This is a genomic window from Nostoc sp. (assembly GCF_036919615.1).
GTDB lineage: Bacteria > Cyanobacteriota > Cyanobacteriia > Cyanobacteriales > Nostocaceae > Nostoc.
Genome location: NZ_JBALCN010000088.1, coordinates 1 through 24,586, shown reverse-complemented (window position 1 = coordinate 24,586; position 24,586 = coordinate 1). Strand labels below are relative to the sequence as shown.

At 42.2% G+C, this 24,586-nt stretch carries 27 protein-coding genes; 18 read left to right on the top strand and 9 right to left on the bottom strand.

What is annotated here, in order from left to right:
- Positions 1–433 precede the first annotated feature (433 nt).
- Together V7K48_RS24265 and V7K48_RS24260 are read right to left on the bottom strand one after the other, a co-directional pair.
- Positions 434–964 carry a cofactor assembly of complex C subunit B gene (locus V7K48_RS24265; protein ID WP_335076136.1) on the bottom strand — a complete coding sequence of 177 codons (531 nt, stop codon included), beginning with the start codon at positions 962–964 and terminating at the stop codon, positions 434–436.
- Positions 965–1,016: 52 nt separating this feature from the next.
- A complete protein-coding gene (locus V7K48_RS24260) occupies positions 1,017–1,364 on the bottom strand; it encodes a PadR family transcriptional regulator (RefSeq protein ID WP_335076134.1) in 348 nt (115 codons plus the stop codon).
- Positions 1,365–2,101: 737 nt separating this feature from the next.
- Between V7K48_RS24260 and V7K48_RS24255 the strand changes: the two genes are divergently transcribed.
- The 5 genes from V7K48_RS24255 to rpsN all read left to right on the top strand — a co-directional run bounded on the left by V7K48_RS24255 (position 2,102) and on the right by rpsN (position 6,634).
- Positions 2,102–2,680 carry a DUF3611 family protein gene (locus V7K48_RS24255; protein ID WP_335076408.1) on the top strand — a complete coding sequence of 193 codons (579 nt, stop codon included), beginning with the start codon at positions 2,102–2,104 and terminating at the stop codon, positions 2,678–2,680.
- Between the two features lie 384 nt (positions 2,681–3,064).
- Positions 3,065–4,345 carry a serine--tRNA ligase gene (gene serS, locus V7K48_RS24250; RefSeq protein WP_335076132.1) on the top strand — a complete coding sequence of 427 codons (1,281 nt, stop codon included), beginning with the start codon at positions 3,065–3,067 and terminating at the stop codon, positions 4,343–4,345.
- Positions 4,346–4,448: 103 nt separating this feature from the next.
- The gene (rseP, locus tag V7K48_RS24245) at positions 4,449–5,549 is read left to right on the top strand and encodes an RIP metalloprotease RseP (RefSeq protein ID WP_335076130.1); all 1,101 of its coding nucleotides are present in this window, start codon (positions 4,449–4,451) and stop codon (positions 5,547–5,549) included.
- 34 nt (positions 5,550–5,583) lie between these two features.
- Entirely contained in the window at positions 5,584–6,255 is a 672-nt protein-coding gene (gene nth, locus V7K48_RS24240; RefSeq protein ID WP_335076128.1) for an endonuclease III, read from the top strand.
- Between the two features lie 76 nt (positions 6,256–6,331).
- Complete coding sequence (gene rpsN / locus V7K48_RS24235; RefSeq protein WP_335025020.1) at positions 6,332–6,634, top strand: 30S ribosomal protein S14; 303 nt, start codon at positions 6,332–6,334, stop codon at positions 6,632–6,634.
- Between the two features lie 5 nt (positions 6,635–6,639).
- Here rpsN and V7K48_RS24230 read toward each other — a convergent pair whose 3' ends face one another.
- Together V7K48_RS24230 and V7K48_RS24225 are read right to left on the bottom strand one after the other, a co-directional pair.
- Complete coding sequence (locus tag V7K48_RS24230) at positions 6,640–6,777, bottom strand: hypothetical protein (protein WP_335076126.1); 138 nt, start codon at positions 6,775–6,777, stop codon at positions 6,640–6,642.
- A 16-nt stretch (positions 6,778–6,793) separates the two neighbouring features.
- Positions 6,794–7,123 carry a hypothetical protein gene (locus V7K48_RS24225; protein WP_335076124.1) on the bottom strand — a complete coding sequence of 110 codons (330 nt, stop codon included), beginning with the start codon at positions 7,121–7,123 and terminating at the stop codon, positions 6,794–6,796.
- Positions 7,124–7,231: 108 nt separating this feature from the next.
- Between V7K48_RS24225 and aat the strand changes: the two genes are divergently transcribed.
- The 4 genes from aat (at position 7,232) to V7K48_RS24205 (ending at position 10,045) form a co-directional block, all read left to right on the top strand.
- Entirely contained in the window at positions 7,232–7,807 is a 576-nt protein-coding gene (gene aat / locus V7K48_RS24220) for a leucyl/phenylalanyl-tRNA--protein transferase (protein WP_335076122.1), read from the top strand.
- Between the two features lie 70 nt (positions 7,808–7,877).
- Positions 7,878–9,047 (top strand): toll/interleukin-1 receptor domain-containing protein, encoded by a 1,170-nt coding sequence (locus V7K48_RS24215; RefSeq protein ID WP_335076120.1) that lies wholly within the window; start codon positions 7,878–7,880, stop codon positions 9,045–9,047.
- 438 nt (positions 9,048–9,485) lie between these two features.
- Complete coding sequence (locus V7K48_RS24210) at positions 9,486–9,710, top strand: DUF433 domain-containing protein (protein WP_335076118.1); 225 nt, start codon at positions 9,486–9,488, stop codon at positions 9,708–9,710.
- Positions 9,707–10,045: a DUF5615 family PIN-like protein gene (locus V7K48_RS24205; protein WP_335076116.1), complete on the top strand. Its 339-nt coding sequence runs from the start codon at positions 9,707–9,709 to the stop codon at positions 10,043–10,045. Before V7K48_RS24210 ends, V7K48_RS24205 begins: the two co-directional genes overlap by 4 nt.
- 81 nt (positions 10,046–10,126) lie before the next feature.
- Here V7K48_RS24205 and V7K48_RS24200 read toward each other — a convergent pair whose 3' ends face one another.
- Entirely contained in the window at positions 10,127–10,678 is a 552-nt protein-coding gene (locus V7K48_RS24200) for a Uma2 family endonuclease (RefSeq protein WP_335076114.1), read from the bottom strand.
- A 184-nt stretch (positions 10,679–10,862) separates the two neighbouring features.
- On the opposite strand from V7K48_RS24200, the gene V7K48_RS24195 reads away from it, so the two are divergent.
- Both V7K48_RS24195 and V7K48_RS24190 read left to right on the top strand, forming a co-directional pair.
- Positions 10,863–11,015 carry a hypothetical protein gene (locus V7K48_RS24195; protein ID WP_335076112.1) on the top strand — a complete coding sequence of 51 codons (153 nt, stop codon included), beginning with the start codon at positions 10,863–10,865 and terminating at the stop codon, positions 11,013–11,015.
- Positions 11,012–11,230: a type II toxin-antitoxin system HicB family antitoxin gene (locus V7K48_RS24190; protein WP_335076110.1), complete on the top strand. Its 219-nt coding sequence runs from the start codon at positions 11,012–11,014 to the stop codon at positions 11,228–11,230. The genes V7K48_RS24195 and V7K48_RS24190 overlap by 4 nt, the downstream gene beginning before the upstream one ends.
- A 64-nt stretch (positions 11,231–11,294) precedes the next feature.
- Here the strand turns inward: V7K48_RS24190 and V7K48_RS24185 are convergent, their stop codons facing one another.
- Complete coding sequence (locus V7K48_RS24185) at positions 11,295–12,104, bottom strand: DUF3598 family protein (protein ID WP_335076108.1); 810 nt, start codon at positions 12,102–12,104, stop codon at positions 11,295–11,297.
- A gap of 46 nt (positions 12,105–12,150) precedes the next feature.
- Entirely contained in the window at positions 12,151–13,053 is a 903-nt protein-coding gene (locus V7K48_RS24180; protein WP_335076106.1) for a cell division protein FtsX, read from the bottom strand.
- Positions 13,054–13,514: 461 nt separating this feature from the next.
- On the opposite strand from V7K48_RS24180, the gene def reads away from it, so the two are divergent.
- Positions 13,515–14,078 carry a peptide deformylase gene (def, locus tag V7K48_RS24175; protein ID WP_335076105.1) on the top strand — a complete coding sequence of 188 codons (564 nt, stop codon included), beginning with the start codon at positions 13,515–13,517 and terminating at the stop codon, positions 14,076–14,078.
- Between the two features lie 10 nt (positions 14,079–14,088).
- Complete coding sequence (locus tag V7K48_RS24170) at positions 14,089–14,292, top strand: hypothetical protein (RefSeq protein WP_334975088.1); 204 nt, start codon at positions 14,089–14,091, stop codon at positions 14,290–14,292.
- Between the two features lie 63 nt (positions 14,293–14,355).
- Here V7K48_RS24170 and V7K48_RS24165 read toward each other — a convergent pair whose 3' ends face one another.
- Positions 14,356–17,925 (bottom strand): NB-ARC domain-containing protein, encoded by a 3,570-nt coding sequence (locus tag V7K48_RS24165; RefSeq protein WP_335076103.1) that lies wholly within the window; start codon positions 17,923–17,925, stop codon positions 14,356–14,358.
- A 599-nt stretch (positions 17,926–18,524) separates the two neighbouring features.
- Between V7K48_RS24165 and V7K48_RS24160 the strand changes: the two genes are divergently transcribed.
- From V7K48_RS24160 to V7K48_RS24140, 5 genes are all read left to right on the top strand, one after another.
- The gene (locus V7K48_RS24160) at positions 18,525–18,764 is read left to right on the top strand and encodes a hypothetical protein (RefSeq protein ID WP_335076100.1); all 240 of its coding nucleotides are present in this window, start codon (positions 18,525–18,527) and stop codon (positions 18,762–18,764) included.
- Positions 18,765–18,879: 115 nt separating this feature from the next.
- A complete protein-coding gene (locus V7K48_RS24155) occupies positions 18,880–19,074 on the top strand; it encodes a hypothetical protein (RefSeq protein WP_335076098.1) in 195 nt (64 codons plus the stop codon).
- A 133-nt stretch (positions 19,075–19,207) separates the two neighbouring features.
- Positions 19,208–20,020, top strand: coding sequence for a PD-(D/E)XK nuclease family protein (locus tag V7K48_RS24150; protein WP_335076096.1), 813 nt, complete (start codon positions 19,208–19,210; stop codon positions 20,018–20,020).
- Between the two features lie 53 nt (positions 20,021–20,073).
- Positions 20,074–20,715 carry a GNAT family N-acetyltransferase gene (locus V7K48_RS24145; protein ID WP_100899687.1) on the top strand — a complete coding sequence of 214 codons (642 nt, stop codon included), beginning with the start codon at positions 20,074–20,076 and terminating at the stop codon, positions 20,713–20,715.
- Between the two features lie 277 nt (positions 20,716–20,992).
- A complete protein-coding gene (locus V7K48_RS24140; RefSeq protein WP_335076093.1) occupies positions 20,993–23,407 on the top strand; it encodes a single-stranded-DNA-specific exonuclease RecJ in 2,415 nt (804 codons plus the stop codon).
- Positions 23,408–23,650: 243 nt separating this feature from the next.
- On the opposite strand, the gene V7K48_RS24135 is transcribed toward V7K48_RS24140, so the two are convergent.
- A complete protein-coding gene (locus tag V7K48_RS24135; protein ID WP_335076091.1) occupies positions 23,651–24,448 on the bottom strand; it encodes a hypothetical protein in 798 nt (265 codons plus the stop codon).
- Positions 24,449–24,586 lie beyond the last annotated feature (138 nt).

Sequence of the window (24,586 nt, the reverse complement as noted above, 5' to 3'; positions counted from 1 at the left end):
CGCATTGAATGTGGCTCCTAACTATCATTAACTGGCAAAATTGCTAAGTTTATGCAAAATTTAATTTTTTTTTAGTTTGGAGTTGATTTGGTTTTTAAGGCTAGTCCAGGTAGTTGGAAAATAAACTTGTCTCAAACCACGCTCTTATTGCATGGGTTGATACTATTTTGATGATGCAGAAGGGAGTGGGTATAAAGCCAAGCGCGTCCAAAAGCGCTAGTGAAGTTGTGCTCTTATGCCGTAAATGGTTAATCAAGCTCTGTCAACAAATTTAAGTTAATAAATTTAAATTTTTTCCCCACGACTTGTGTCGTGGGGAAAACTGACAAAGCAGAAGTCTTGATTTCCTCCTTCCTAATGTCCATTGCCTAAAGAGTAGGTCAGGTGAGAAGTCTGCATATCATAGTTAAAAGATGGTCACAAAAACCAACAATTATTCACCAGGCTTGAGCTGTAGAGTCCTCTGTAACTCACTGAGTTCATCTCGATGGGCGACTACAGTGATCTTACTTAAGGAGGTTTGTTCGCTCTGAGTTGTTTCTACTTTGAGCGACACCTTCTCAAGTCTTCCAGATTTTTTCCAATAAAATAGACCACTTAAAGGCGACAGCAGTACCATAGCCAGAACAAGGGTGCTGAGGCTAGGAAAAAGCAGGGACACGACTAGTGATAGACAAACAATACCAGTAGCTGCTAGTAAAGTTAGAAATATAGCTAAGAACCAGCTGGGGCGAACATTACCTTCAAAAGTCACCTGGTTTTGTTCTCGGTCTACCGCTGCCACTCGGTAAGACCGCGAGCAAAAATACTCTTTTAATTGAGACATTAAAGCAGCTTCTTCTTGCTCAGATACCAATTTTGCTGTTTCTGTGCGGTCTTTAGTCGAGGCACGAATAAAGAAAAACAGCCCAACCGATAACAACAAGGTTAGCAGGAACGTAGATGGCAGAATAGCAGTATCCATAACTAATTGTTAGTGTTTGACTCCAAGAGACTTATTCATTATCAATTATTTGTTACTTTCTCCTCCGGTTAATGTAGTCTTGCCAAAGAAAAGCTAAATCCTGTCCTTGAACTTGCCATTCTGGAGAAACTTGGTACATCCGCCTGGGGCGTCCCCGTCCTTCGAGTTTCTTCCAATATCCAGTGATTGCCTTTTGGTCTTCCAGAAATTTGATTGCACTATAAAGTACGGTATCCGAAAGCCTATAGGTGGAATAGTCAGTTTCTAATTGCTCAATCAATTCGGTTCCGTAGGATTCACCTTGTAACAAAACAGCCAGTATGTAACAAACTGCTAGTTCCTGACAAAGGTAAGTTGGCGGAGGATTCTCAAAGAATTGATATATATCCTCAAGTTTCATGGTTAGTGAATGGCTAAAAAAATGCCTTAGGTTAAGGTCTACAATCCTTGTAGTCAGTATATAGTGCTACCGCTAAAGGAGTAATGTATATAAAGCTACTTAGATTAAATTTCCAAAGCGTAAACACCAAATAATTACCCACGCCTGTGAAGTTGTGGGACGAGTTTGCGAGTTTTAGGGACACAAAATAATGTACCCCTACCCAAGCTCGATACGGTGTGGTGAGGAGCGAACAGACAGTGGCGAAGTCACTATCTTGGTGTTAAGTGATGCCGAGCTAGTTAGAACTGCTTAAGCAATAAAATGCCATCGAAGAAATTTTACAGGTAAAATACAATTTTGTCTGTAAAACTTTAGAAACACTTTGTTTTACAGTGATTTTCCCAATGCAGATTCTAAGAGCTTAAGAAGAAGGCATGTGTCTGGGTTAAAGCTGCTACGGCTGTGGAAACACCTAAGCAGTAACCATTTCTGATTTCCTCGACTTGAAAATCTCTTGTCCTATTTGGCAAGTGTGATAGTAAATTTATCAAAGAAGACGCAAAGACTAAGAAAGGGAGAGACGCAAAGTGCGATACTTCTCAACAAGGCTTTCTATGTCCCCCGTACCCCTACTCAAAAGCCAGCTACGCGTAGCGTCTCCTTTTGGAGAAGTTCTGTTCGGCGTCAGCCGCTGCTCAGACAACTCTATTATGTCTTTGTGTCCTTTGAAAGCGCCCAGCACATTGGTGATCAGTATGTCACAAACTCCCGATGCCCCATCATCTTCCTCAACTCTTAGAGCAATTGCCCAAACTTTTCGCCTTACAGGTTGGATTAGCTTCTGGATTCAGCTAGTACTAGGCGTTGTTTCTAGCATAATTGTGCTGCTGTTCGCCTTCTTTAATCAAAGAACTGGCAGCCCTAGTAATAATCCTGGGACTGGCTTTGGCGTATTTTTAGCAGTTTGTGGACTGGTTGTTTTGGGTGGAGGCATTTATTTAGCTTACCGTTACACTAGAATTGGTAAGCAATTGGAATCCTCCAATCCCAGCAACCGCCCTCGCAAAAGTGAGACTGTGCAAGTATTACGCTTAGGACTATGGGTGAATTTAGGGGGAACGCTGGTGACTCTTTTGGGGGCGCAAGCAATTGTTGGGACGCTGGTAGGAAGATCTATATCTCCCCAAGCTATAACTACCCAATTTTTTGATCCCACCCGGATTATTAGTGGTCTAGATATGCTTGTAGTACAGGCAAATACCAACACTGTTTCAGCGCACTTTGCTGGGCTTGTGGCGTCACTTTGGTTGCTCAATCGCATCAACAAACCTTAATCTAAGCGCAGAGTCAGGGAGAGTAAATAATTTTCTTTTATCTTTTTTATTTAACAAGTTAATTGCATAATTCTATCCTACTTTTCCGTAACAAATTGCAACATAAATGTAGAACAGCTTAACAGTAATGGTAACTCTCGGAGTCTAGCTCAGGTTACTGAAACGACAGTGACTCAAGATACCAGATCATGATTCGTGAAATGTATTATCTGCTTTCGTAGCCCTGGCAGTGATGCTAGGGTAAAATTTTGATAATAGATTAAGACTGATTTTTTGAAAAAACTTTGTTTTTTCAGTCACAGCAAACCAAAATTACTATATGCTGGATGCTTATGTGTTAACTGTATTTACAGGAAGATTCTAAGCTAAAAACTAAGAAAATCTGTGCTGGATATTAAGCAAATACGGGAAAATCCGCAATTAGTTCAAGAACGATTGAATAGTCGTAGTGGCAAATACGATATTGAACCGATATTACAGTTAGATCGGCAACAACGGGAATTAGAGGGGACGCGCAGTCAACTCCAAGCTCGTAGCAACGAAATCGGTAAAATTGTCGGGCAAAAGATTAAATCTGGGATCAATCCTCAAGACCCAGAAATTCAAGTTTTGCGCGATGAAGGTAACTCTGTCAAAGCTACGTTGAGCCAATTGGAACCCCAGGAAAAAGACCTCAAAGCTGAAATTGCCCAACTTGTGTTGGCACTTCCCAACTTACCAAGCGACTCTACACCCCTTGGTAAGAATGAGGAAGATAACGTAGAAGTGCGCCGCTGGGGTGATAAGTACATTCCCCAAAACCCGAATATTCTCCCTCACTGGGAAATAGGCGAAAAGCTAGGTATTCTGAATGTTGAGCGAGCTGTAAAAGTGGCCCAAAGTCGCTTTGTGACATTGATAGGCGCTGGTGCGGCATTGGAGAGGGCATTAATTCAATTTATGCTGACTCTGCATACTCAAGCTGGGTATGTGGAAGTCAGTCCGCCGCTGTTAGTTAATACTGAGTCCTTGACGGCGACCGGTCAGTTACCCAAGTTTGCTGAAGAAAGCTTTAAATGCGCTGATGACGACTTGTGGCTGATTCCCACGGCAGAGGTTCCAGTTACAAATCTCTATCGGGGTGAAATTCTCGCTGCTGAAGACTTGCCTATCTACCACTGTGCTTTTACTCCCTGTTTTCGCCGCGAAGCTGGTAGTTATGGGCGCGATATGCGGGGATTAATTCGCCTGCATCAATTTAACAAGGTGGAAATGGTGAAATTTGTCGAACCCAGTGCGTCTTTTGATGAACTGGAGAAATTGGTGGGGAATGCAGAAGCAATTTTACAAGCGTTGCAGTTGCCTTACCGAGTCGTAAATTTAAGTACTGGAGATTTGGGATTTGCTTCTACCAAAACTTATGATTTAGAGGTTTGGTTGCCCTCTTCTGGCAAATACCGCGAAATTTCTAGCTGTTCCAATACTATAGATTTCCAGGCGCGACGAGCTGATATTCGCTTCAAAGAGGCGGGGAAGAAAGGTACTCAATTCGTACATACTCTCAATGGTTCGGGTTTGGCGGTGGGAAGGACTATGGCAGCAATTTTGGAGAATTATCAACAACCTGATGGGACGGTGAGGATACCAGAAGCGCTGCAACCTTATTTGGGACGTGAAGTTTTGTAATTAGTCATTAGTCTTTTGTCTTTTAATAATGCCCAATGCCCAATACTCAATGCCCAATTAGAATGGAGATAACTATGGCTTAATATCTTCACTAATTTACTCTATGTCAGTTTTAGCAGCGATCGCAGTCTTGGCTGTTCTGATCTTGGTACACGAGTTGGGACATTTTGTTGCAGCACGTTCTCAAGGCATTCTGGTTAACCGTTTTTCTTTGGGTTTTGGCCCAGTTCTTTTTAAGTACCAAGGTTCACAAACCGAATATGCTGTCCGTGCCTTTCCCTTGGGCGGCTTTGTCGGCTTTCCCGATGATGATCCCGATAGCGATATTCCACCCAATGACCCGAATCTACTGCGTAATCGTCCAATTTTAGACCGGGCGATCGTCATCAGTGCCGGAGTAATCGCAAATTTAATATTTGCCTACTTAGTCTTGGCTCTGCAATTAGGTATTGTCGGGATTCCCAAGGAATTAAACTTTCAAGCTGGTGTCCTTGTACAGCCTGTTAATCAAGAATCTGTTGCCTATCAAGCAGGAATTCGGGAAGGAGATATTATTCTGGCTGTGAATGGTCAGGAACTCCCTGCTTCTGAAAAGTCAACGGCTTTGCTGACAAAAGAAATTCAAACTCATCCTAATCAGCAAATTGAACTGAAAATTCAGCGTGAAAACCAACAACAATCTCTGAAATTAACCCCAAAACTGGGAGCCGATGGCAAAGGTGTAGTTGGTGTGGCACTTAGTCCAAATGCTACAGCAGTTTATCGCCGTCCTAATAGTCCTTTTGAAATTTTCGGCATTGCTGCTAACAGGTTTCAACAATTATTTGTTGGAACACTCAGCGGTTTTGGGCAGTTGATTACCAATTTTCAACAAACTGCTGGACAAGTTTCTGGGCCAGTTAATATTGTCAAAATAGGTGCAAAATTAGCTGCTGATAATAGTGCAAACCTGTTGTCTTTTGCCGCAATTATCAGCATTAATTTGGCTGTGATCAACATTTTGCCTTTACCAGCTTTGGATGGCGGACAACTCGCTTTTCTGCTGATTGAAGGTTTGCGTGGTAAGCCTGTGCCTGCCCGTATTCAAGAAGGTGTCATGCAAACCGGTTTGGTATTACTCTTAGGGTTAGGAATTTTTCTGATAGTTAAAGAAACCACCCAATTAACTAGCGAATTGCAATGGGTGCAAAGATTGTTCCAGTGAGCGTTAACTGAAAATAGGGAGTAGGGAGTAGGGAGTGAGGAGTAGGAAAGAGAAACTTTCACCTTTAAGGCAACGATCGCTAGAAATTTTAGCTCGTCTGAAGCGTCTTTATCCAGATGCTACTTGCTCTTTAAACTATTCAACACCAGTGCAACTGTTGGTGGCAACGATTCTATCTGCTCAATGTACTGATGAGCGGGTGAATAAGGTTACACCAGCTTTATTTAGTCAGTTCCCTGATGCTGCTAGTTTAGCGATCGCGGACTTGGTAGAATTAGAAAGCTTGGTGCGTTCAACTGGGTTTTATCACAATAAAGCCAAGAATATTCAAGCCGCCTGTCGGATGATTGTCACTGAGTTTAACTCTGTTGTCCCCAACCAAATGGAACAGTTGTTAAAGCTTCCAGGTGTGGCGCGGAAGACAGCAAATGTAGTCTTGGCTCATGCTTATGGCATTAATGCTGGGGTGACGGTAGATACTCACGTCAAGCGCCTTAGCGAACGTTTGGGTTTAACTCAAGCAAAAGACCCTGTTCGGATTGAGCAAGATTTAATGGGTTTATTGCCGCAGGCTGATTGGGAAAATTGGTCAATTCGGCTGATTTATCATGGTCGTGCTATTTGTAAAGCCCGCTCTCCCGTCTGCGTCGCTTGTGAGCTTGCCGATTTGTGCCCTGCTGCAAATAAGCCAGTGGTTATAGGGTAAGTGACACGAGTAACCCCAGAATTGATAGAGAGACTGTAGAATGGAAAATGCTGTCTTTAAATAAATTAAAAAATGTATGGCAAAAAAGAGCTTGATTGAGCGCGAGAAAAAACGCACCAAGTTGATAGAAAAGTATGCTGACAAGCGGGAAGCTCTTCTGGATGAGTTTAGAAGTGCAGAATCTCCTCTGGATAAGCTAGAAATCCACCGGAAGATTCAACAGCTACCCCGCAATAGTGCGCCCACCCGCCACCGCAACCGTTGCTGGTTGACTGGTCGTTCTAGAGGTGTTTACCGCGATTTTGGGTTGTCTCGGAACGTGCTGCGGGAATGGGCGCATGAAGGTCTTTTGCCTGGAGTTGTTAAGTCTAGTTGGTAGAAAAGTTATGAGTGATCAGGAGCCACTGCGTTGCGGTGAACCCAGCGCTGTAGGCGGGTTTCCCGCCGTAGGCGACTGGTGAACCCGAAGGGGGGTTCCCCCTGTTGTAGCAAGTGGCGTTTATGAGTTATGAATTGAGACAAACCTAACTCCTAACCTCTATTGACCACAACACTTATCAATTCCCAGACTTTCTAAGAGTAGATCGCTAACGGCGTTGGCGATCGCAAACTCTCCATAGAAGCTATTGGAAAAATCATACGACTGCATCTCTGTGACAATGGCAATTACCAGAGAACCAAGGTCGTTTTCTCCTTCCATCCGTTGACGCACAAAAATCTGTGCGGCTCGTTGGGCAATATTTTGGTTGACTGCTTCGGGGATAAATTCTGTATCTAGCCACCGTTGTAAGCGCTCTCGTAACCATTCACCTTCGAGTAGGGGGTTTTCAGGTGATGGTAGGGTGATGGGTGGAATTGGTTGAGTCATCTTTTTTATCTTAAACGCAGAGGGACGCGGAGGGAAACGCAGAGTAACGCAAAGAATGACTAATTAGCATCAAATTGCGTTTCTAAGAGTGTTTTTTTATATTTATTTATGCAATATGATCTCGCTGCTATTGTTGAAGGCTATGCACAAGGCTATTTTCTCATGGCTGACGAGCGCGATCGCCTGAGTTGGTACGGAAGTCGCGATCGGACTTTCATTCCCTTGGATGAGCGGTTTCGCTACCCTAAGTCTTTGCAGCGTGTTCTCAATCAAGAGCGTTTTAGTCTGGCTATTAATCGGGACTTCCAAGCTGTGGTGGCTGGGTGTGCTAACCGCGAAACAACTTGGATTTCACCGGAATTGCAGAAGATTTACTGGCTACTTTACCAGAAGGGTTATGCTTATAGTTTTGAAACTTGGCAGGGTGATGAATTAGCTGGGGGAATTTTAGGGATTGTCATTGGCGGTGCTTTCATTGGAGAGTCGATGTTTTACCGCATTCCTGAAGGCTCGAAGGTAGCGATGGTAAAGTTGGTGGAAAGATTGCGTCAGAGGAAATTTGTGTTTTTTGATGGCCAAATGATGAATCCTCATTTGGAGAGGTTTGGTGCTTATCGGGTTGAGGATGAAGAATATCAAACTTTACTTAAACAAGCATTGCAACGTCGTTGTTATTTAGTATAAAAGGTAGATACAAAACTTTTAACTTGATATAACTGAATCAAAAGCAATACACCTTTTAGCAGATATGCGAGTGAAATCTAAAGAAGTTTTTCTTTCTTATGCTTGGGGCGGTGATAGTGAGGAATTTGTCAATCGATTGGATCAAACATTTCAGGGAAAGGGCATTACTATTGTCCGTGATAAACGCGACTTAGGTTACAAAGGGCTGATCAAAGAATTTATGAAGCGTATTGGTTCCGGTAAATGTGTAATTGCGGTAATCAGCGATAAATATTTGAAGTCACCCAACTGTATGCTTGAACTCGTAGAAGTCTCAAAAAACGGTCAATTTTACGATCGCATTTTCCCAATTATCTTCCCAGATGCCAAGATTTATGATCCTGTTGATCGAGTAGATTATATGATTCATTGGGATAGTGAAATTAACAAACTAGACTCCAAACTCAGAATGTTGCCTTCATATGCTAATTTGGCTAGCTTTCAACAGGCAGTAACTCAATATACAGAGTTCAGAGCAACATTTGATCTCATCAGTGATATGCTTCAAAATATGAATACATTAACTCCAGATATTCATAGCCAGTCAAATTTTGAGGCATTATTTGAGGCAGTTGAGCACAAGTTATCAGATTCAGATCCAACTCACAAGGCGGTTTCTTCAAACTCAAATGGCTTAACTGCGAAGACGTTAAGTACAAGTGGCAGAATTACAGACCAACAATTTGTTAGCAATCAGGCTAATATTGTCGATCAGCTTGCCTTTTTCGGTCAGCAGATTGGCTTTCAAAGCCCAAGGCAAGATTATACTAGATCCCAATTTGAGGCTTATTGCAATACTTGGAAAAGCCTACAAGGTTTGCGATTGATAGGAAATGACCTATGGGACAGAGTGAGTGAGGATACCCTTATTAATTTTGCTGAACAACTAAAAGTAACTAAACAAGTAACGCATGAAAATGAAATTTTCTTTGAAGAATTAGATCGTACACAGTTGTTTTCAATCTTACAGAAATTTGAAAATTTTAGATTAGGAAAGCGACGTTTGATCGAAATTCGTTCCAAAGAGGATTTTAAGAAGTTTTTGCGTGAAGGTTCTATTCATTTAGAGGAAATTACTGAGCAAATTGAGCGAAACCAAAACTATAAATGGGAGTATGAGCAAATCCTTGACGAAATCCGAGTATCCTTTCGAGAAAAACTATCAGGTCAACCTAGTGATTCTGTCCTAGATGCAGGCTAATTATAGAGAATTATATAGGGCTGTCTGGCTGTTTATTCTGTGAGGTTACCAGTGTCAGTCGATGATTGTGGCGATCACAACTTGAGAACAAGCAGATATAGCTGCTAATATAGGCTCGTGACGAATTCGATAAACACATGAAAATCATAGTAGTCATTCATCCAGCAGAGGAACGAAGCTTCTGGGCAGAGGTTTCTGCACTTCCTGGTTGTATTGCAAAAGTGCGATCGCTAATCTTGTAGGTTAGTTTGACACTATAAAACACAACATCTTTTTGCACTCACAATCTTAAACACTTTTCATGATAGAAGTACTATCGCTCCATTTTTTTATTGATACTTACAATGTGGAGAAGGATCACGTTAATTTGTCAGAAGTGATGTAAGGAGGGCCTACTTTACATATACTGGGTTAAAGACTATCTCCGAGTGAAACCTTATGTTAGACTTACTTGGAAGAATTACAGTTAATCCCAAACAGTGTGGTGGTCGTCCCTGTATCCGAGGCATGAGAATTCGGGTATCAGATGTACTCGACTTGTTTGCAGCAGGACTGACTGCCGAACAAATCCTAGAAGAAATGCCTGATTTGGAAGCGGATGATCTTAAAGCAGCGCTTGTGTACGCTTCACGCAAGCTCAATCATCCCGTTTTGGTCGCATGACGATCTGGATAGATGCACATCTGTCACCTGCAATTGCAACTTGGATCACCATTACATTCGGCATAACGGCATTAGCTTTGCGTGATGTTGGGTTGAGAGATGCCGAAGATACTGAGATTTTCGAGGCAGCGAGGGCTATAGGAGTCATCTTCATAACCAAAGATAGCGACTTTGCTGACTTAGTTGATCGTTTTGGAACACCGCCACAAGTTATCTGGTTGACGTGTGGCAATACGTCAAATGACCGATTGAAAGAGATTCTGAATTCAATATTGCCAGAAGCATTAGAGCTTTTGCAATCTGGCGAAGCGTTAGTCGAAATTAGAGGGAATTAAGGGTACAGGTTCGCCGTAGATTAGGTTTCCTAGCATCAACCCAATATTTTCTTCCACATTCAAAAACAGTCACTCCCGCAATCAGCTAAATAAACCTTCTACTGTAAGGGTGAAATCTTTAACAAATTCTGGCACTGGCAGCTGTGTTCCTAGTTCTTCGTAAAAAGTGGTTGGTTGATCTGGCAAGTAGACAAACACAGATTGTTCTTCAGGATCAATCAGCCATCCCATCTGAGTTCCATACTTCAGGCAATGCAGAATATTCTTGGTAACTTTAGTTTGACTTTGATCAGGAGACAAAATTTCAATTGTCCAATCTGGGGCAATTGAGAAGACGTTAGCAACCCCACCATTTTCTTTGCGAGGAATTCTGTCCCACATAAACACAGAAATGTCAGGTACAATTGAGCGATCGCCAAAGCTACAGCGCAGCTCACAGAAAGCCCGCGCAATCTGTTTGGGTTTGACGACCAAGTTAATTGCAGGTGCTAACTCAGTCTGAATTGCACTGTGTTCTCCTTGCGGCATCGGTTTTTGGATGATACGTCCATCAATGTATTCACTAGCAGGTTCTGTCTCTGGCAGATCCAGAAATTCACTTAGAGTCAGGGGTTTAGCAGGGGTCTGTACCATTTAAGGTTTCCTTACTAGGGGTAAGTTGTACTACTGCTATTTGTTATTCTACAGATGGATCAATCAGTTAAGAAAATAGGGTAGAGAAATAGACAAAATCGATGCCCCGGAAAATTCGAGAGTTAAAAGCTCAGATTGGGCGTGAAGGGTTCGTTTAATTTGTCTAAGCGTGGCAAAGGTAGTCATGAGCGTTGGCGACGTTGGCGACATCCTTTGCTCAATAAAAACACTGACAATTTCAGGCAAGGATGAAAATGATGTGCCAGTTTACTTAGAAAAGCAGTTAGCAAAGTTATTAACTGAACTCGAAGAATTAAGGGAGGACGAGGATTCATGAGTCGATACACCATGATTGTTCAATGGTCTGATGAAGATCAGCTTTTCCTAGTCACGATCCCAGAGTTTGCTGATCGTGTTATCATGCCTTGCACTCACGGCAAAACTCGTGAAGAAGCTATTCATAATGGCGAAGAAGTGATTGAAATGTATTTGTCAGCTTGGCAAGCAGAAGATGAATCTATCCCTGAACCCAGCACGCTTCAAATTGCCTGATTACCATTCCAATACCGGTTGGTCGAAATTACCGGGGATAAGCGATCGCAGGCTAACAAATCCCTTACACTTTTTCTTCAGTAACTAATGTCAGACTAACCCATTCGCCTTTCTCGTTATAGCTGCGAATCATCCTCTGGCGTCGGTTTGGCTGGATTAACCAACCCGCTTCTAAGAATAAGGGTTGACGTAACTGCACCTTGAGTGGTGAAGTTGCAGAAGCACCATCAGGTAACAATAATACTTGTACCTGCTTTTGGGGATCTTGGTCAAAGAGAACGATAGAACCTTTGATCGTAGCAGTTGAGGTAATTGTACGATCGCCAAAAGAGGTACTTTGAATTAATCGCCCAGTATCCTCAAGTTGTATTTTCAGAGTTGTAGAGTAAATATCAGGCGATCGCAAATCTCGATATATTGTCACTGCTTGGCCTTGCCATTCTCCCCACAAGTCATCTATTTGCAAGGGTGGACGTTCTGCTGCTGGGGTTCCAGCTAGATGTTCTCGAATTAGAACTAGTTCATTTAACTGACCAGTCTTATCAAACAGTTGCACCAGACGCAAGCACCGATTTTCATGAACAAAAGCAAGTTCTGCCCCAAATTCGGAAAATGGCCCTAGCTGAATTAAACCTTCCGAAAATGAACCTTTTTCAAAAAACAGCACACTCTGCCCCAGAGAACTATATTCTTTGACTAAATCATCTCGTCCCGAACGGCACAGAGTTAAGCGCACTGTCTGGTTATTGTTCAAACCTTCTAGGGAAAGACGGCTAGGAGTATCGTTCAGAAGTGTGCCTTGGGGAGAAAAATTCGTAAATGAACCTTCCCAAACACCGAGATTCTGCAAAAAACATTCCCATTGCGATTTCATAGCGATTTCGTCCTTTGTTATTTCCCCTATACCCAGTGCCCAATGACTATCCTTTAGCAAAACGTCGGACAGCAAATAAACTCCCCATTAATCCTACAGCTGCACCGAAACTCAAGAGAATTAGGGGCAATAATAAAATTTGGGCTGGAGTGAGTTGTACTCCGTTGGTGATAACTTGGATAAATTCAGGTTGATTGACTAGCAACTTACCGAGAAACTGTTGAATCACAGAAATGAAACTCCAAGCGATCGCACCACCAACTAAACCAAAGGTAATTCCTTGTAAAATAAACGGGAGGTAAATCCAAGCTCTGGTTGCTCCCACTAATTGCATAATTTCAATTTCCTGGCGTCGCGCCATGACAATCAGGCGAATTGTCGTGGTAGTCACTGCGATCGCTGTTAAAGTCAGAATAATCGTAATTGTTAAAGTAATCCAGTTCAGACCTTGGTGCAACTGGGCAATACGTTTGACTGCTTCATCGACATACTGCACCGCCTCAACTCCTGGCAACTTAGCCAACTGCGTTGCCAAAGTTGGTACAACTTGAGAATTACGGGCTTTTACCTTCATCTCGTCAACCAGAGGATTCTCACCTAGCTGCTGGGTAGCACCCTCAATATCAGAAATTCTCATTTCCTTAACTAACTTAGTCCAAGCTTCCTCTTTGGTAATGGTTTGCATCACCGCTACCTCTGGCATTTTTGCTACTAGTGGCTGAATGCTTTCGACTTGCGTATCCGGTTTGAGAAAAACTGATACTTCTAACTGGCTACCGAACTGGTAGAGGAGTTTTTCGACTTGCCAAGAGGTTTGCAAACTCAAGCCAAATAAAAACAGTAAGACTGTAACAGTACTTACAGCTGCCCAATTCATCCAACCTCCCCGCAATAAACTGAGGAAAGTTTCTTTGAGCAGGTAGTCAAGTTTCGTGAGAGATTTAAACACACATCACCCCAATAAGTAATTCAAAATTCACGCATTCAAAATCAAAGAACGTAATCACAGCAGTTTATTGGAAATTAGCTCTGCACCACGCCCGCTGCTACAACTTTGGGAAAGTTCGCAACGCACTGGCTTCTGTGCGTGAGATCACACCACCATTTATACTCGACAGTGCAAACTTTGGGTGGGTCAAGCGCCAAAAACATCATCAGTAGTGAGCACAACTGACTAGTACCACTGCACAGAAGTCAAAAGTATTATGGAATGGGCTTTTTAGGGATTTTAAATGGTTGCTCTATTTCCGCTGTGATGTACTAGTGACTGAAAAAAAAAAAGGGATTGGGCAACTAAATTTATTTATGAGGATTGTTAAGGCGTGAATTTTGAATTCAGTAACGAAGCGACATGACGAGCTTGATAGAATTAAAGTAGTAGGAATTTTCACCATCTAGCCATCGAGACTCATGCCCTCTGAAATTGCTGTAGAGAAAAAAAAGTTAAAAAATCCACCTTTGGAGCTTCATTATTTAGGCAATCGCGTGCTGCGTCAAGCTGCAAAGCGAGTTCCTAAAGTAGATGACGAACTCCGCCAACTGGTGCGCGAAATGCTGCAAACCATGTACAGCAAAGATGGCATTGGTTTGGCTGCACCCCAAGTGGGAATTCACAAACAACTAATTGTCATCGATCTGGAACCAGAGAACGCAGCTAATTCACCCTTAGTGTTAATTAACCCCACTATTAAACAAGTAAGCCGCGATATCTCTGTTGCTCAAGAAGGATGCTTGAGTATTCCCAATGTATACCTAGACGTGAAGCGCCCCGAAGTCGTAGAAATTGCTTATAAAGACGAGTACGGACGTCCCCGGACATTAAAGGCTAATGACCTCCTGGGACGCTGCATTCAGCACGAGATGGATCACCTTAACGGCGTGGTATTTGTAGACCGTGTGGAAAACTCCTTGACTTTAGTCCAGGAGCTATCTAAGAATGGCTTCTCGTATCAAGCGGTGAAACCAATAGTATAGGGGGCTAGTAGTGTATTTAACTCCAAAAAGCGGTTTATTTCTGGGTGGTTCTTGTGTAAGTGCGATCGCAGCCGTCGGCTCGATTTTTGAACTCAGTTACGGACAACCAGATTTGGGTGTCCAAGTCACGGCGATTATCCTGGCATTGAGCATTCCACTCACAGGATTATTTTTCTTTGCCGCAGTGAAGGACGCAAGGGCTAACATGAAATAAGCATCAGGTACATAAAAAAGGTAAAAGGATGAAGGAAAAAGGCAAAATTCATTCTTTTACCTTTTATTTTTGCTCTGTATCTTCCACTGCTCCTAAAGCTTTTAACGTCAACAACTGCGCTGTGGTTAACCCTGTCACCCCAGTGATATTCATTCCTTCGTAGGGTCTCTCAGCGCTCAAAGTTTTGAGGCACTCACCATTTTTAACATGCCAAAGTTTAATCGTCTCATCTTCACCGCCACTTGCTAAAACTTGACCATCAGGATGGAAAACCACACACCAGACTCTACCGCTATGCCCATGTAATATTTTCAGACACCTACCATCACGAACGTTCCACAGTCGCACTGTTTGGTCATCACTGCCACTTGCCAAGATACTACCATCTGGACTGAAAGTGACTGACCTGATTGAATCGGTATGCCCTTGAAAGGTTTGGAGGCATTCATCTGTCTGAACATCCCATAATCTTATGGTCTGGTCATCGCCACTCGCCAAGGTTTTACCATTGGGATGAAAAACAACCGACCGGACTCTACCGCTATGCCCATGTAATATTTTCAGACACCTACCATCACGAACGTTCCACAGCCTCACTGTTTGGTCATCACTGCCACTTGCTAAGGTGCTACCATCTGGACTGAAAGCTACTAACCGTATCCAATTGGTGTGTCCCTCTAATATTTTCAAGCACTTCCCGTCACGAACATTCCACAGTCGTACCGTTTGGTCATCACTACCAGTTGCCAAAGTCTTACCTTTAGGACAGAATGTTACTGACCTTACCCAATCGGTGTGTCCCTGAAAGACTTTAAGACATTTGCTATTACGGATATCCCAAAGTCTTATCGTTTGGTCTTCACTACCACTCGCCAAGGTGTGACCATCTGGACTGAAAGCTACTGACCATACCCCACTGCTATGTTCCTGAAAGGTTTGGAGACATTTACCGTCACGGATATCCCAGATTCTCACCTTATGATCTTCGCTGCCACTAGCTAAGGTATGACCATCGGTACTGAAAGTCACTGACCGCACCCGTCCACTATAGCCTTGTACAGTTTTGAAACACTTACCATCACGAACATCCCATAATCTCAATGTTTGGTCATCACTGCCAGTCGCTAGGGTTGTACCTTGGGGATGAAAAGCTACTGACCGTATCCAATCTGTGTGTCCTTGTAAAGTTCTGATGCACAAACCAGTGTTGACATCCCAAAGTCTTACTGTTTCGTCTTCACTACCACTCGCCAAGGTGCGATCATCTGGACTAAAAGCCACTGTTCGTATCCGACTACTATGTCCATGCAAGGTTTTGAAGTATTTACCGTCATGAACATTGCACAGTTTGATGATTGGGTCGTCACAGCCAATCGCTAAGGTGTAACCATCAAGACTAAAAGCTACAGACCCGACTCTACTACTGTGTTCACGCAAGATGTTGACGCACTCACCGCTACGAATATCCCAAACTCTCACTGTCTCGTCTTCACTACCACTCGCTAACGTATAACCATTTACACTCAAATCTACTGACCGTATCCGGCCGCTATGTCCTTGCAAGGTGCTTAAGCAATCACCACTGAGGACATCCCAGACTTTAACAGTTTGGTCATTGCTGCCACTTGCTAAGATTGTACCTTGAGGATTAAAAGCAACTGATCGGACCCAATCCGTGTGCCCATCCAAGGTTTTCAAGCATTCACCAGTGTTGATATTCCAAACTCTCACAGTTTGGTCGTCACTACCACTTGCTAAGATATTACCTTGAGGACTAAAAGCCACGGATCTTACCCAATTGGTATGTCCTTTGCAGGTAGAGAGTAGTTCACCATCTGTAACTTGCCATAAATTAATTCGACCACTCGCATCACCTGTAGCTAAAATAGCGCCATCTGGGCTAAATGCTGCGGTAAAAATACTACCAAAAGTTGCGGTGAAGACAGACTTGGCTAAATCGGAATTAGCAAAATTGACACGATGTAAATTCACACCCTGTAAGTAAGCTTGCCAAATTACCAGATAGGAAAAGTCATAGCCAGTTAAATCAACCTTGAGGTGATAAAGTAGGTTCAAAATATTACCAGCTGAGTATCCTACTGCTGATGGTGATTGTTTCTGTAAACGAAATAAGATTTTTTTTAGCTGCTCTTCAAGATATTTGACACGAATAAATATACTTTTAAACCTATCTATAACTGGTCTGAGTATGAGGTTTATTTGAGTATTCCTCACATAATCTTTTGCTGTCGCTTCCATGAGTGCATGACTCATGAAGATTACAATCTCACCAGTGGAAACTTCTTGAGAAACTGCTTCAATCAGTAGGTCTGTCATATATTCCATGACTACAGATTGGAGTGTAAAAGTTGGGACGTAATTAGTTGCGTCTCCACCTGTTTCAATGAGAGAACGTCGTCGTAAAAATTCCAAAGCCTCCAGCAATTCCCTCTTTGGTAATGGACGCACAATTCCTTCCAACAACTCTTCTAGAGAAACTAATTCTCGCTTAATTGCCAGCCAGTACATGAGTTCTTTTTCTAGCTTTGAGGTGCGCTCAAACTGCTGGTGTAATAAACTACGAGTGTCACCAAAAATTATCTCTCCTTCGTTAAGAAAGGCAGCAATATCACCACCAAATAACTCCCGAATTGACTCAGAAACTAGCTTTAATGCTAAAGGATTACCTGAATATTTCTTAACCAGTGTTGCCCATTCCTGCTCTGAGCCAGACAAACCTTTATCCTTGAGAATTTCTTGCCCTTCGATTTGTCCTAAGCCTATTAGTGATAGCGTTCTAACTGGTGAGGCTTCGCCCTCTAAAGGTGCAAATTCTTTCGGCTTTTCACGAGAAGTTAGCACCAAACAACTAATATGAGGTTCTTCTCCTATTCGTCTGAGCAACTCGCCATAACCCTCATATCCTTCTTTGTAATGTCCGGCGCGCAACACAATGTTTTTGCCATCGCCTCCTTGCATAATTGTCTCTGCGTTATCCAGTACCAAAAGACTCCGGTGTTCTCTTAAATAATTAATTAGCAACGTTACTCTACCGTCTACGGTTTCTGGTAACTCCATTTCTTGCTCATCAGATAAAGCTTTGATCAGATTCGCCAAGAGTTCTTTTATCGGTGGAGCATTGCGGAGACTCCGCCAAATCAGGTACTCAAAATTCTCCTGAACTTTCTTTGCTAGTTTCACAGACAAAGCAGTTTTGCCAATTCCTCCCATGCCTAATAATGCTACTAATCGGCAGTTATCATCAACAATCCACTCCTTGAGCTTAGACAGTTCTGCTCCCCGTCCGTAGAAGATACCACAGATACTAGGAGCTTCGCCCCAATCTTGGCGCTTACTGGCAATCCGTTCCATAATCTGTGAAGATGTTTGATATTCACTTCTGATAACTTGTAGTAACTTAGTGAGCTTGCCCGGACCACTGCCGCTGACTTGGAATTTCTTATAAACCTCGCTTAATCTTTTGCGTACCGCTTCGGCACTGATACCCAATTCTTTGGCGATCGCATTTGGCGATTGATCTTGAACGGCATATAATAACACCTCTAGCTCACTGCTAGACACACTCCGTTCCTGGGCTAAAGTCAAAAGAAAGTCTTCAGGAATCTCACTCATACTCACACCAAGACAAACTACACTCCAATGTTAGCTCACTAGGTGAGAATTTAATCTGCTCAGAGTGACGCTTGAACTACTGTCTGATAATGAAAATACATTGTTGAGTCAGTACTTTTTAAATAATTTTCTCAGTTTTACTTGACTAGGTAACTAAGTTACCTTATAGTGAGTTTAACACAGGCAACTCAGATAACTTAGTAAGTTTGCGGTTGAATTACCCAAACTTAGTGAGTAGGAGGTAAAGGCAAACGCTAGAACCTTTAATCGATTTTGAAAAGGTAAGCATTCAAAGTCTGTTGTCTGTAAGTATTGCATTTTAGGGGTTGATGCGCGTGGTGTGCGTTCTGCATCATCACGAGCCATTGAGCACCTAACTTCAATTTCAAAATTATCTTTGCAATTCATTTAAAAGTTTACTTTCACCATTTGTAAATACCAAAGCCACTGTTGTTGGTGTTCAAACTTGGTTCAGGTTTAATAGGACTGCTGCGTGCCTTGACTAGCTAAAAGCAACGCAAATATTGGCTCCTTTTTTAGGACAGTCGAGGTAGCCGTAGCTGCTGCTTAGATTTCACTCTCAAAACAGGACAAAAACTATGAAAATTAATCTCAAAGATGATGAAAATCTACTATTCAAGTGGTTTTGTCAGGGACTCAAGTATTTTCTGCTAACTCTGCTTGGTTTGGCGATCGCTCTTGTTTTGTCTCACGTTTTTGGCGCTGTCTCAATAGTTGGGATGCTGTTATCCACAAGTCTATGGATATGGTTTGTGAGGATAGCAGTATCTCTATTTTGTCTATTTGCGATCGCCATGATTGTTGAGTCTTGGAGTTGATTCCTCACTCAATTATCAGCAACAAGATGGCAATTTTAGGTTCGTAGTGAAGTTTAATCAACTTTCTTGGGTTAAGTGCAAGTTAGCCCAATACTTTTCACTAGGAGATTATATCATGTCAAACAACAGCAACGGCTCTGGGGGAGAAATACTTTCGCCGCTTTTAGTCATCTTAGTGGCAGGGTCAATCTCTTTGGCAATCGTTAACAAAGCTAATCACCCAGCATATTTTGACATAGTTAAAATAGCTATGGCCTACAGCTTTGGCTCAATCAAGTCCCACGGAAAAATTAAACATTCCAATGACTAGGATGATATAGATAAGGACGAGTTGAAATAGCAGACATAAGAACTATCTGTGAAGGCAGTAAAAAATACCTGTTTTTCACAGATAGCCTGCAAAAGGTGAGTTACAGATTATAATTTACTTCTAAAATAGAAGAATGCTGTCAACTCCTACTCAACTACTGCGACTGTCTCAAGGACAACTGAACTTACTAGAAGCTTGTCCGCGTAAATTTCAACATACCTACCTAGAACAACTCAATTCGCCCTCAAATCCCGAACAAGAAGAACGGCAAACTTTGGGTAGTCGTTTTCACTTGCTAATGCAGCAGAGAGAAATGGGTTTGCCAATTGATAGTTTCCTGCAAGCAGATGCTAAACTGCAAAGCTGGATGCTAGCTTTTGCTGATGCAGCCCCAGAAATTTTAACAGCTGCATCTGATAATCAAACCTTCCGTGAAAGTGAACACTTCCGCACTCTGCAAGTTCAGGACTATTTGCTAACAGTTGTCTATGATTTATTGATTGCAGATAACCAACAAGCACAAATTCTCGACTGGAAAACTTATCCTAAACCACCCAATAAACGCAAGTTAGAATCCAACTGGCAAACACGGCTTTATCTGTATGTATTGGCAGAAACTAGCGACTATTTGCCAAAAAATATTTCAATGACTTACTGGTTTGTCCAATCTGAGGGCAAACCACAAAATATTAAGTTTAATTACAATACTGCTCAACACACACAAACAGCAAAGAAACTTAATCAACTGTTAAGCCAGTTAACTAATTGGCTGGAGAATTACCAAAATAACCAGCAGTTTCCTCAAGTGGTGGATGGTAGCAAAACCTGTGATTATTGTCTGTTTGCCAAACGGTGCGATCGCACACAAGTTACTGAAGAAGCAGTGAAAGACTCATTGCCAAATTTTGACAGCATTCAAGAAGTCTCACTCAACCCTATACATTAGAGGATGTTTGTAAAATCCAATAGGAGTATAAATAAATCACAACTTCTAAATTTATGTCAAGTTTTGACGAAACTGAAGCAATTTATGTCCGCGAATTAGGAATTGATGACATTGCTCCCATTTACCACTTGGGAGAAGGGTTATTTACCAGCGATTTATATCCTTATTTATACCGCACCTGGGACGAATGGGAGGTGATTGGACTTTACAACACCGATCCCGAATATTGTCTTGTGGCCGAAACAGACGGAGAATTAGCAGGATTCATTTTGGGAACCATCATCACCAAAGCATCCTGGACTTACGGATACATTTTATGGCTAGGAGTTAGTCCGAAGTATCAGCGTCGAGGAGTAGCAGACAAGTTGGTTGATAAAGTCGTCGCCCGGATGATTGAAGATGGGGCGCGGTTTATGCTGGTAGACACTGACCCCACCAATACTTCAGCATTAAAGTTTTTTAACCGCAAAGGTTTTGGTAATATTCGCCAGCATATTTTCTTGTCGATGAATTTAAGCAAGCACGAATATTATGGCAGATTAATTGATTACGAACACCAAAAAGCTGAAAGAGCAGGTTACAAGCGATCACGTCCTGCCATTCGTGCCCGGAAACCCGATAGCGTCGCCAATGAAGTAGTCCTCAATCCTCTAGTCAATGAATCTCAAACGACTGAGGATCAATCTCCAATTTGAGAAAAGTTAGGAGTTAGGCGTAGAGACGCGATTAATCGCGTCTGTACAGTATGGAGTTAAAATTCTTAAGAGACCATTTATAAAATGCTCTAATTCCCTCCTTTTTAAGGAGGGTTAGGGAGGATCAAGCTTAAACTGATCCGTATATATCTATATCTATAGTCACCTTTTGCTGTAACACACCCTACTTAATATTTTATTTATAAATAGCCTCTAACTTTTTAGTTTCCAATTTTTAACTTCCACTCCTAACTCTTAACTCCTAACTTAAGTTTATATGCCAGAACAACAGCAGTGGTCTATAGCAGCAACCGAACAACCCACGGAGTGGTTCATCCAAGCGGTGAAACAACATACACCCGCATCAAGTGGAATATATGCAGCGAAATTGTTGTGGCAACGGGGAATTAAAGATGATCAACAATTAACAGCTTTTATCAACCATAAAGCTTATCAACCAGCAAGTCCCTTTGAGTTTGGGCAAGAAATGCATTTAGCGATCGCCCGGTTGCAACAAGCATATAACGCCAAAGAAAAAATTGCCATTTGGGGAGACTTCGATGCTGATGGTATTACCGCCACATCTGTACTTTGGGATGGATTGGGGCAGTTTTTCCAACAAAATACCCAGTTAATTTACTACATTCCCAATCGCCTGAAAGAATCCCACGGACTTAATGAGCAAGGGATTGATAACTTAGCAAAGCAAGGTTGTAAATTAATAGTTACTTGTGACACAGGTAGCACAAACATTGATGAAATTACTTACGCCAGACAGCTAGATATAGATGTAATAGTTACAGACCATCACACCTTACCCGCCGAACGCCTACCCGTTGCAGCAATTATCAATCCCCGCTATTTGCCAAGAGAACATCAGCTGTTTCATCTTTCTGGGGTGGCGGTAGCTTATAAGTTGGTGGAAGCACTATATCAAACCCTGCCCAATGTTGCAAAACATCCATTAGAGGATTTATTAGATTTAGTAGCAGTAGGATTAATTGCCGACTTAGTGCAATTAAGTGGAGATTGTCGCTACTTAGCACAGTTGGGAATTCAACGACTGCAAGCAGATTTTCAACAGCCAGCTACAGCGCGTCGGCGTCCGGGGGTGGGGCGATTATTAGAATTGTGCCAAAAAAGTGGCGATCGCCCCACAGATATTTCCTTTGGTTTGGGCCCAAGAATTAACGCTGTCAGCCGCATTCAAGGTGATGCCAGTTTTTGCGTTGAATTATTAACTAGTCGCGATGCCAAACGTTGTAACGAACTAGCCGAAGTTACAGAACTCGCAAATGCCCGCCGCAAATCTTTACAAAAAGATGTGCAAGCGCAAGTAGCGCAAAAGCTTACTCAATTAGACTTATCAACCACCAGCGTCATAGTCCTCGAAGATACCCAATGGCCTGCGGGTGTATTGGGTTTAGTTGCCGGACAGGTAGCACAAGAAACAGGTCGCCCGACTATTTTATTAAGTACCGAAGGAGCAGGGGAAGCAGGGGAAGCAGGGGGAGAAATCACTCTTTTATCTTCTAACTCAGAACTTAGAATTCAGCACCCAGCACTCACATTAGCTCGTGGTTCTGCTCGTTCAGTGAATTCTGTCGATTTATACCAACTGGTGAAAGACCAAGCACATTTGTTACATCGCTTTGGGGGACATCCCTTTGCAGCAGGTTTGAGTTTGTTAGTGGAGAACATTCCTTTATTTACAGCGGCGATTAATCAGCAGTTGCGGCAATCTTTAGGTACTACAACCCTAACGCCAACTGTGCAAGCAGACTTGACGGTAACAGTAGCAGACTTGGGGAAAGAGTTATTTTTGGAACTGAAACTACTAGAACCTTGTGGAATGGGTAATCCTGTTCCGAAATTGCTAATTCAAAACTGCTATTTTGAAAATTCTTGGCATCGCAATCAGCAGGATTGGCAAGGGAAAAAGGTACAGTATATTAAAGCCGAGTTTGACATTCGGGATGATTCCAGCAGAAGTGCTTTTCCTGGTATATGGTGGGGACACTACAAAGATGAATTGCCTGTAGGAAGGTGTGATTGCATAGCAGAACTAGATTACAACACTTTCAAAAAACGTTATGAAATTAGATTAATTGCCGTGCGTCCCTGTGTTAACTCAGCACTCAACACTCAGCATTCACCACTCATCTTAGACTTACGGAATCAGGAACACTCAGGAGTTAGGACTCAGGATTTAGCACTGATTATTGAAGATTGTCCTACGAATTGGGATGATTTACGCGCATGGTTGCGGCGATGTCTAACGACAAGCCGCTCTGCATCTATGCTTGACAATCAGCAACAACTAGCGATCGCTTGGTCAAAACCCAACCTCCAACCACCAAATCAAATTTGGCTGACTCTTGTCGGAATTGCCAAATATCTCAGTCGCACAAATCAGCTAGTTACCCGCGTCCAACTTTTAGAGAAAATTGGCATCAGCGACCAAACCTTACTTGTAGGAATCAAAGCTTTAAAATATTTAGGATTCACAGTCAAACTACAAGACCGTTATTTGCAAATCACCTGGCATCCAAGCGATAGTGCAGAAAACTTTGCTGAGGCAGCAGTTGCACGATTTTTAGCTGCTGTGCGGGAAGAACAATTTCAGCGACAGTATTTTGCTGAAGTACCTTTATCTACTATTGTTGCGATCGCCAGATCCGACAATTATTAACCCAAGTTGCGGGTTATCAGACTCTGAGTGAAAAGCACCTTGAGAGGAATGCGATCGCACGGAGATTGTCCAAAGGAATCTCAATTTTGGGACTAGATAAGGCGTTGCGACAACAATCGGACAAAAAACAACGGCTTACGTATAATCCTTATCAATTAACCCAATTATCACAATTGCTCAATTGGTGGACACTAACATCTAAGTGTTATACGGTACTCACGAGAGCTATAGCATTTTGGAAATTTATACACTTAATTCCTGTGCAGATTGCCACTCACTATTAAAAAAATATATATCAGCCGTGTCAGGTTCCAGATGTGAAGCTTCGTTTACTGACAAATTATTTAAGGATGGTCCTACAATTAGACTCTGGCTTCTACTCAAGAGCATGAAGCGTCGTTGATGTCCTGTGTATGGATTATGACGAATTTTAGCACCATTACAACCCAATTGATTTAGCCAATTTCGGACGTATGAAGTTGTCATACGGGGCATTCCACTGGAGAGTTGCACCATTTTTGTTGATGTTAATAGACGAATATTTGTTGAGATGTTTATACCTAGAGTCGCCATGTTTAGAATTGTTTCTAAACCTCTATTGTCAAGGTATGCGTCAAATATTGCTTCAATGCTAGAGCTACCAATAAGAGCAACTAACTTAGCGAGATTTGAGGCGGGTTCTTGCTCATTAAGTCTTACAGCCGTTGGTGCCGAAGACCATTCAATTCGTGTTCCACTGGGACTTCCTCCAGAACCTATTGATACTGCCGTTCTTATTGCACTATCTAGCTCACCCAGGTTATCGGGATAAGCCCAAATTGCCAGAGATTTATCAACATCCAAACCCGTAGAAACACGCCATTTGCCCTCTCGAAGCTCAATGAAAAGCTTTAGGTTGTCTAAAAGACGAACAATGAACTGGTTCTCTTGGTTTCCCTGATATATCTCCCATCCTTTTTCCAAATATGGGGTTAAGTATGCAATGATATCCTCTCTATTCAAGCGAGCAACAGGATATTGAGGAAAAGGAGTATTTGACATCATTTAACAGGATTAAATAAGTCTGGAATGCCGTATAATTATATATTACAGCAGTTTGCGATCAAAAAAACCACAAAAATAACTATCGAATAGGCTCAAAAAATAGACCACAATGATTAAACCAATTTAGAGCGTTTT

What these genes read in the sequence shown, in the direction of transcription:
- V7K48_RS24265 (WP_335076136.1), bottom strand. Translation starts at nt 964, where the DNA reads ATGGATACTGCTATTCTGCCATCTACGTTCCTGCTAACCTTGTTGTTA.
- V7K48_RS24260 (WP_335076134.1), bottom strand. Translation starts at nt 1,364, where the DNA reads ATGAAACTTGAGGATATATATCAATTCTTTGAGAATCCTCCGCCAACT.
- V7K48_RS24255 (WP_335076408.1), top strand. Translation starts at nt 2,102, where the DNA reads ATGTCACAAACTCCCGATGCCCCATCATCTTCCTCAACTCTTAGAGCA.
- rseP (WP_335076130.1), top strand. Translation starts at nt 4,449, where the DNA reads ATGTCAGTTTTAGCAGCGATCGCAGTCTTGGCTGTTCTGATCTTGGTA.
- rpsN (WP_335025020.1), top strand. Translation starts at nt 6,332, where the DNA reads ATGGCAAAAAAGAGCTTGATTGAGCGCGAGAAAAAACGCACCAAGTTG.
- V7K48_RS24225 (WP_335076124.1), bottom strand. Translation starts at nt 7,123, where the DNA reads ATGACTCAACCAATTCCACCCATCACCCTACCATCACCTGAAAACCCC.
- aat (WP_335076122.1), top strand. Translation starts at nt 7,232, where the DNA reads ATGCAATATGATCTCGCTGCTATTGTTGAAGGCTATGCACAAGGCTAT.
- V7K48_RS24210 (WP_335076118.1), top strand. Translation starts at nt 9,486, where the DNA reads ATGTTAGACTTACTTGGAAGAATTACAGTTAATCCCAAACAGTGTGGT.
- V7K48_RS24205 (WP_335076116.1), top strand. Translation starts at nt 9,707, where the DNA reads ATGACGATCTGGATAGATGCACATCTGTCACCTGCAATTGCAACTTGG.
- V7K48_RS24200 (WP_335076114.1), bottom strand. Translation starts at nt 10,678, where the DNA reads ATGGTACAGACCCCTGCTAAACCCCTGACTCTAAGTGAATTTCTGGAT.
- V7K48_RS24195 (WP_335076112.1), top strand. Translation starts at nt 10,863, where the DNA reads ATGAGCGTTGGCGACGTTGGCGACATCCTTTGCTCAATAAAAACACTG.
- V7K48_RS24190 (WP_335076110.1), top strand. Translation starts at nt 11,012, where the DNA reads ATGAGTCGATACACCATGATTGTTCAATGGTCTGATGAAGATCAGCTT.
- V7K48_RS24185 (WP_335076108.1), bottom strand. Translation starts at nt 12,104, where the DNA reads ATGAAATCGCAATGGGAATGTTTTTTGCAGAATCTCGGTGTTTGGGAA.
- def (WP_335076105.1), top strand. Translation starts at nt 13,515, where the DNA reads ATGCCCTCTGAAATTGCTGTAGAGAAAAAAAAGTTAAAAAATCCACCT.
- V7K48_RS24165 (WP_335076103.1), bottom strand. Translation starts at nt 17,925, where the DNA reads ATGAGTGAGATTCCTGAAGACTTTCTTTTGACTTTAGCCCAGGAACGG.
- V7K48_RS24160 (WP_335076100.1), top strand. Translation starts at nt 18,525, where the DNA reads ATGAAAATTAATCTCAAAGATGATGAAAATCTACTATTCAAGTGGTTT.
- V7K48_RS24155 (WP_335076098.1), top strand. Translation starts at nt 18,880, where the DNA reads ATGTCAAACAACAGCAACGGCTCTGGGGGAGAAATACTTTCGCCGCTT.
- V7K48_RS24150 (WP_335076096.1), top strand. Translation starts at nt 19,208, where the DNA reads ATGCTGTCAACTCCTACTCAACTACTGCGACTGTCTCAAGGACAACTG.
- V7K48_RS24145 (WP_100899687.1), top strand. Translation starts at nt 20,074, where the DNA reads ATGTCAAGTTTTGACGAAACTGAAGCAATTTATGTCCGCGAATTAGGA.
- V7K48_RS24140 (WP_335076093.1), top strand. Translation starts at nt 20,993, where the DNA reads ATGCCAGAACAACAGCAGTGGTCTATAGCAGCAACCGAACAACCCACG.
- V7K48_RS24135 (WP_335076091.1), bottom strand. Translation starts at nt 24,448, where the DNA reads ATGTCAAATACTCCTTTTCCTCAATATCCTGTTGCTCGCTTGAATAGA.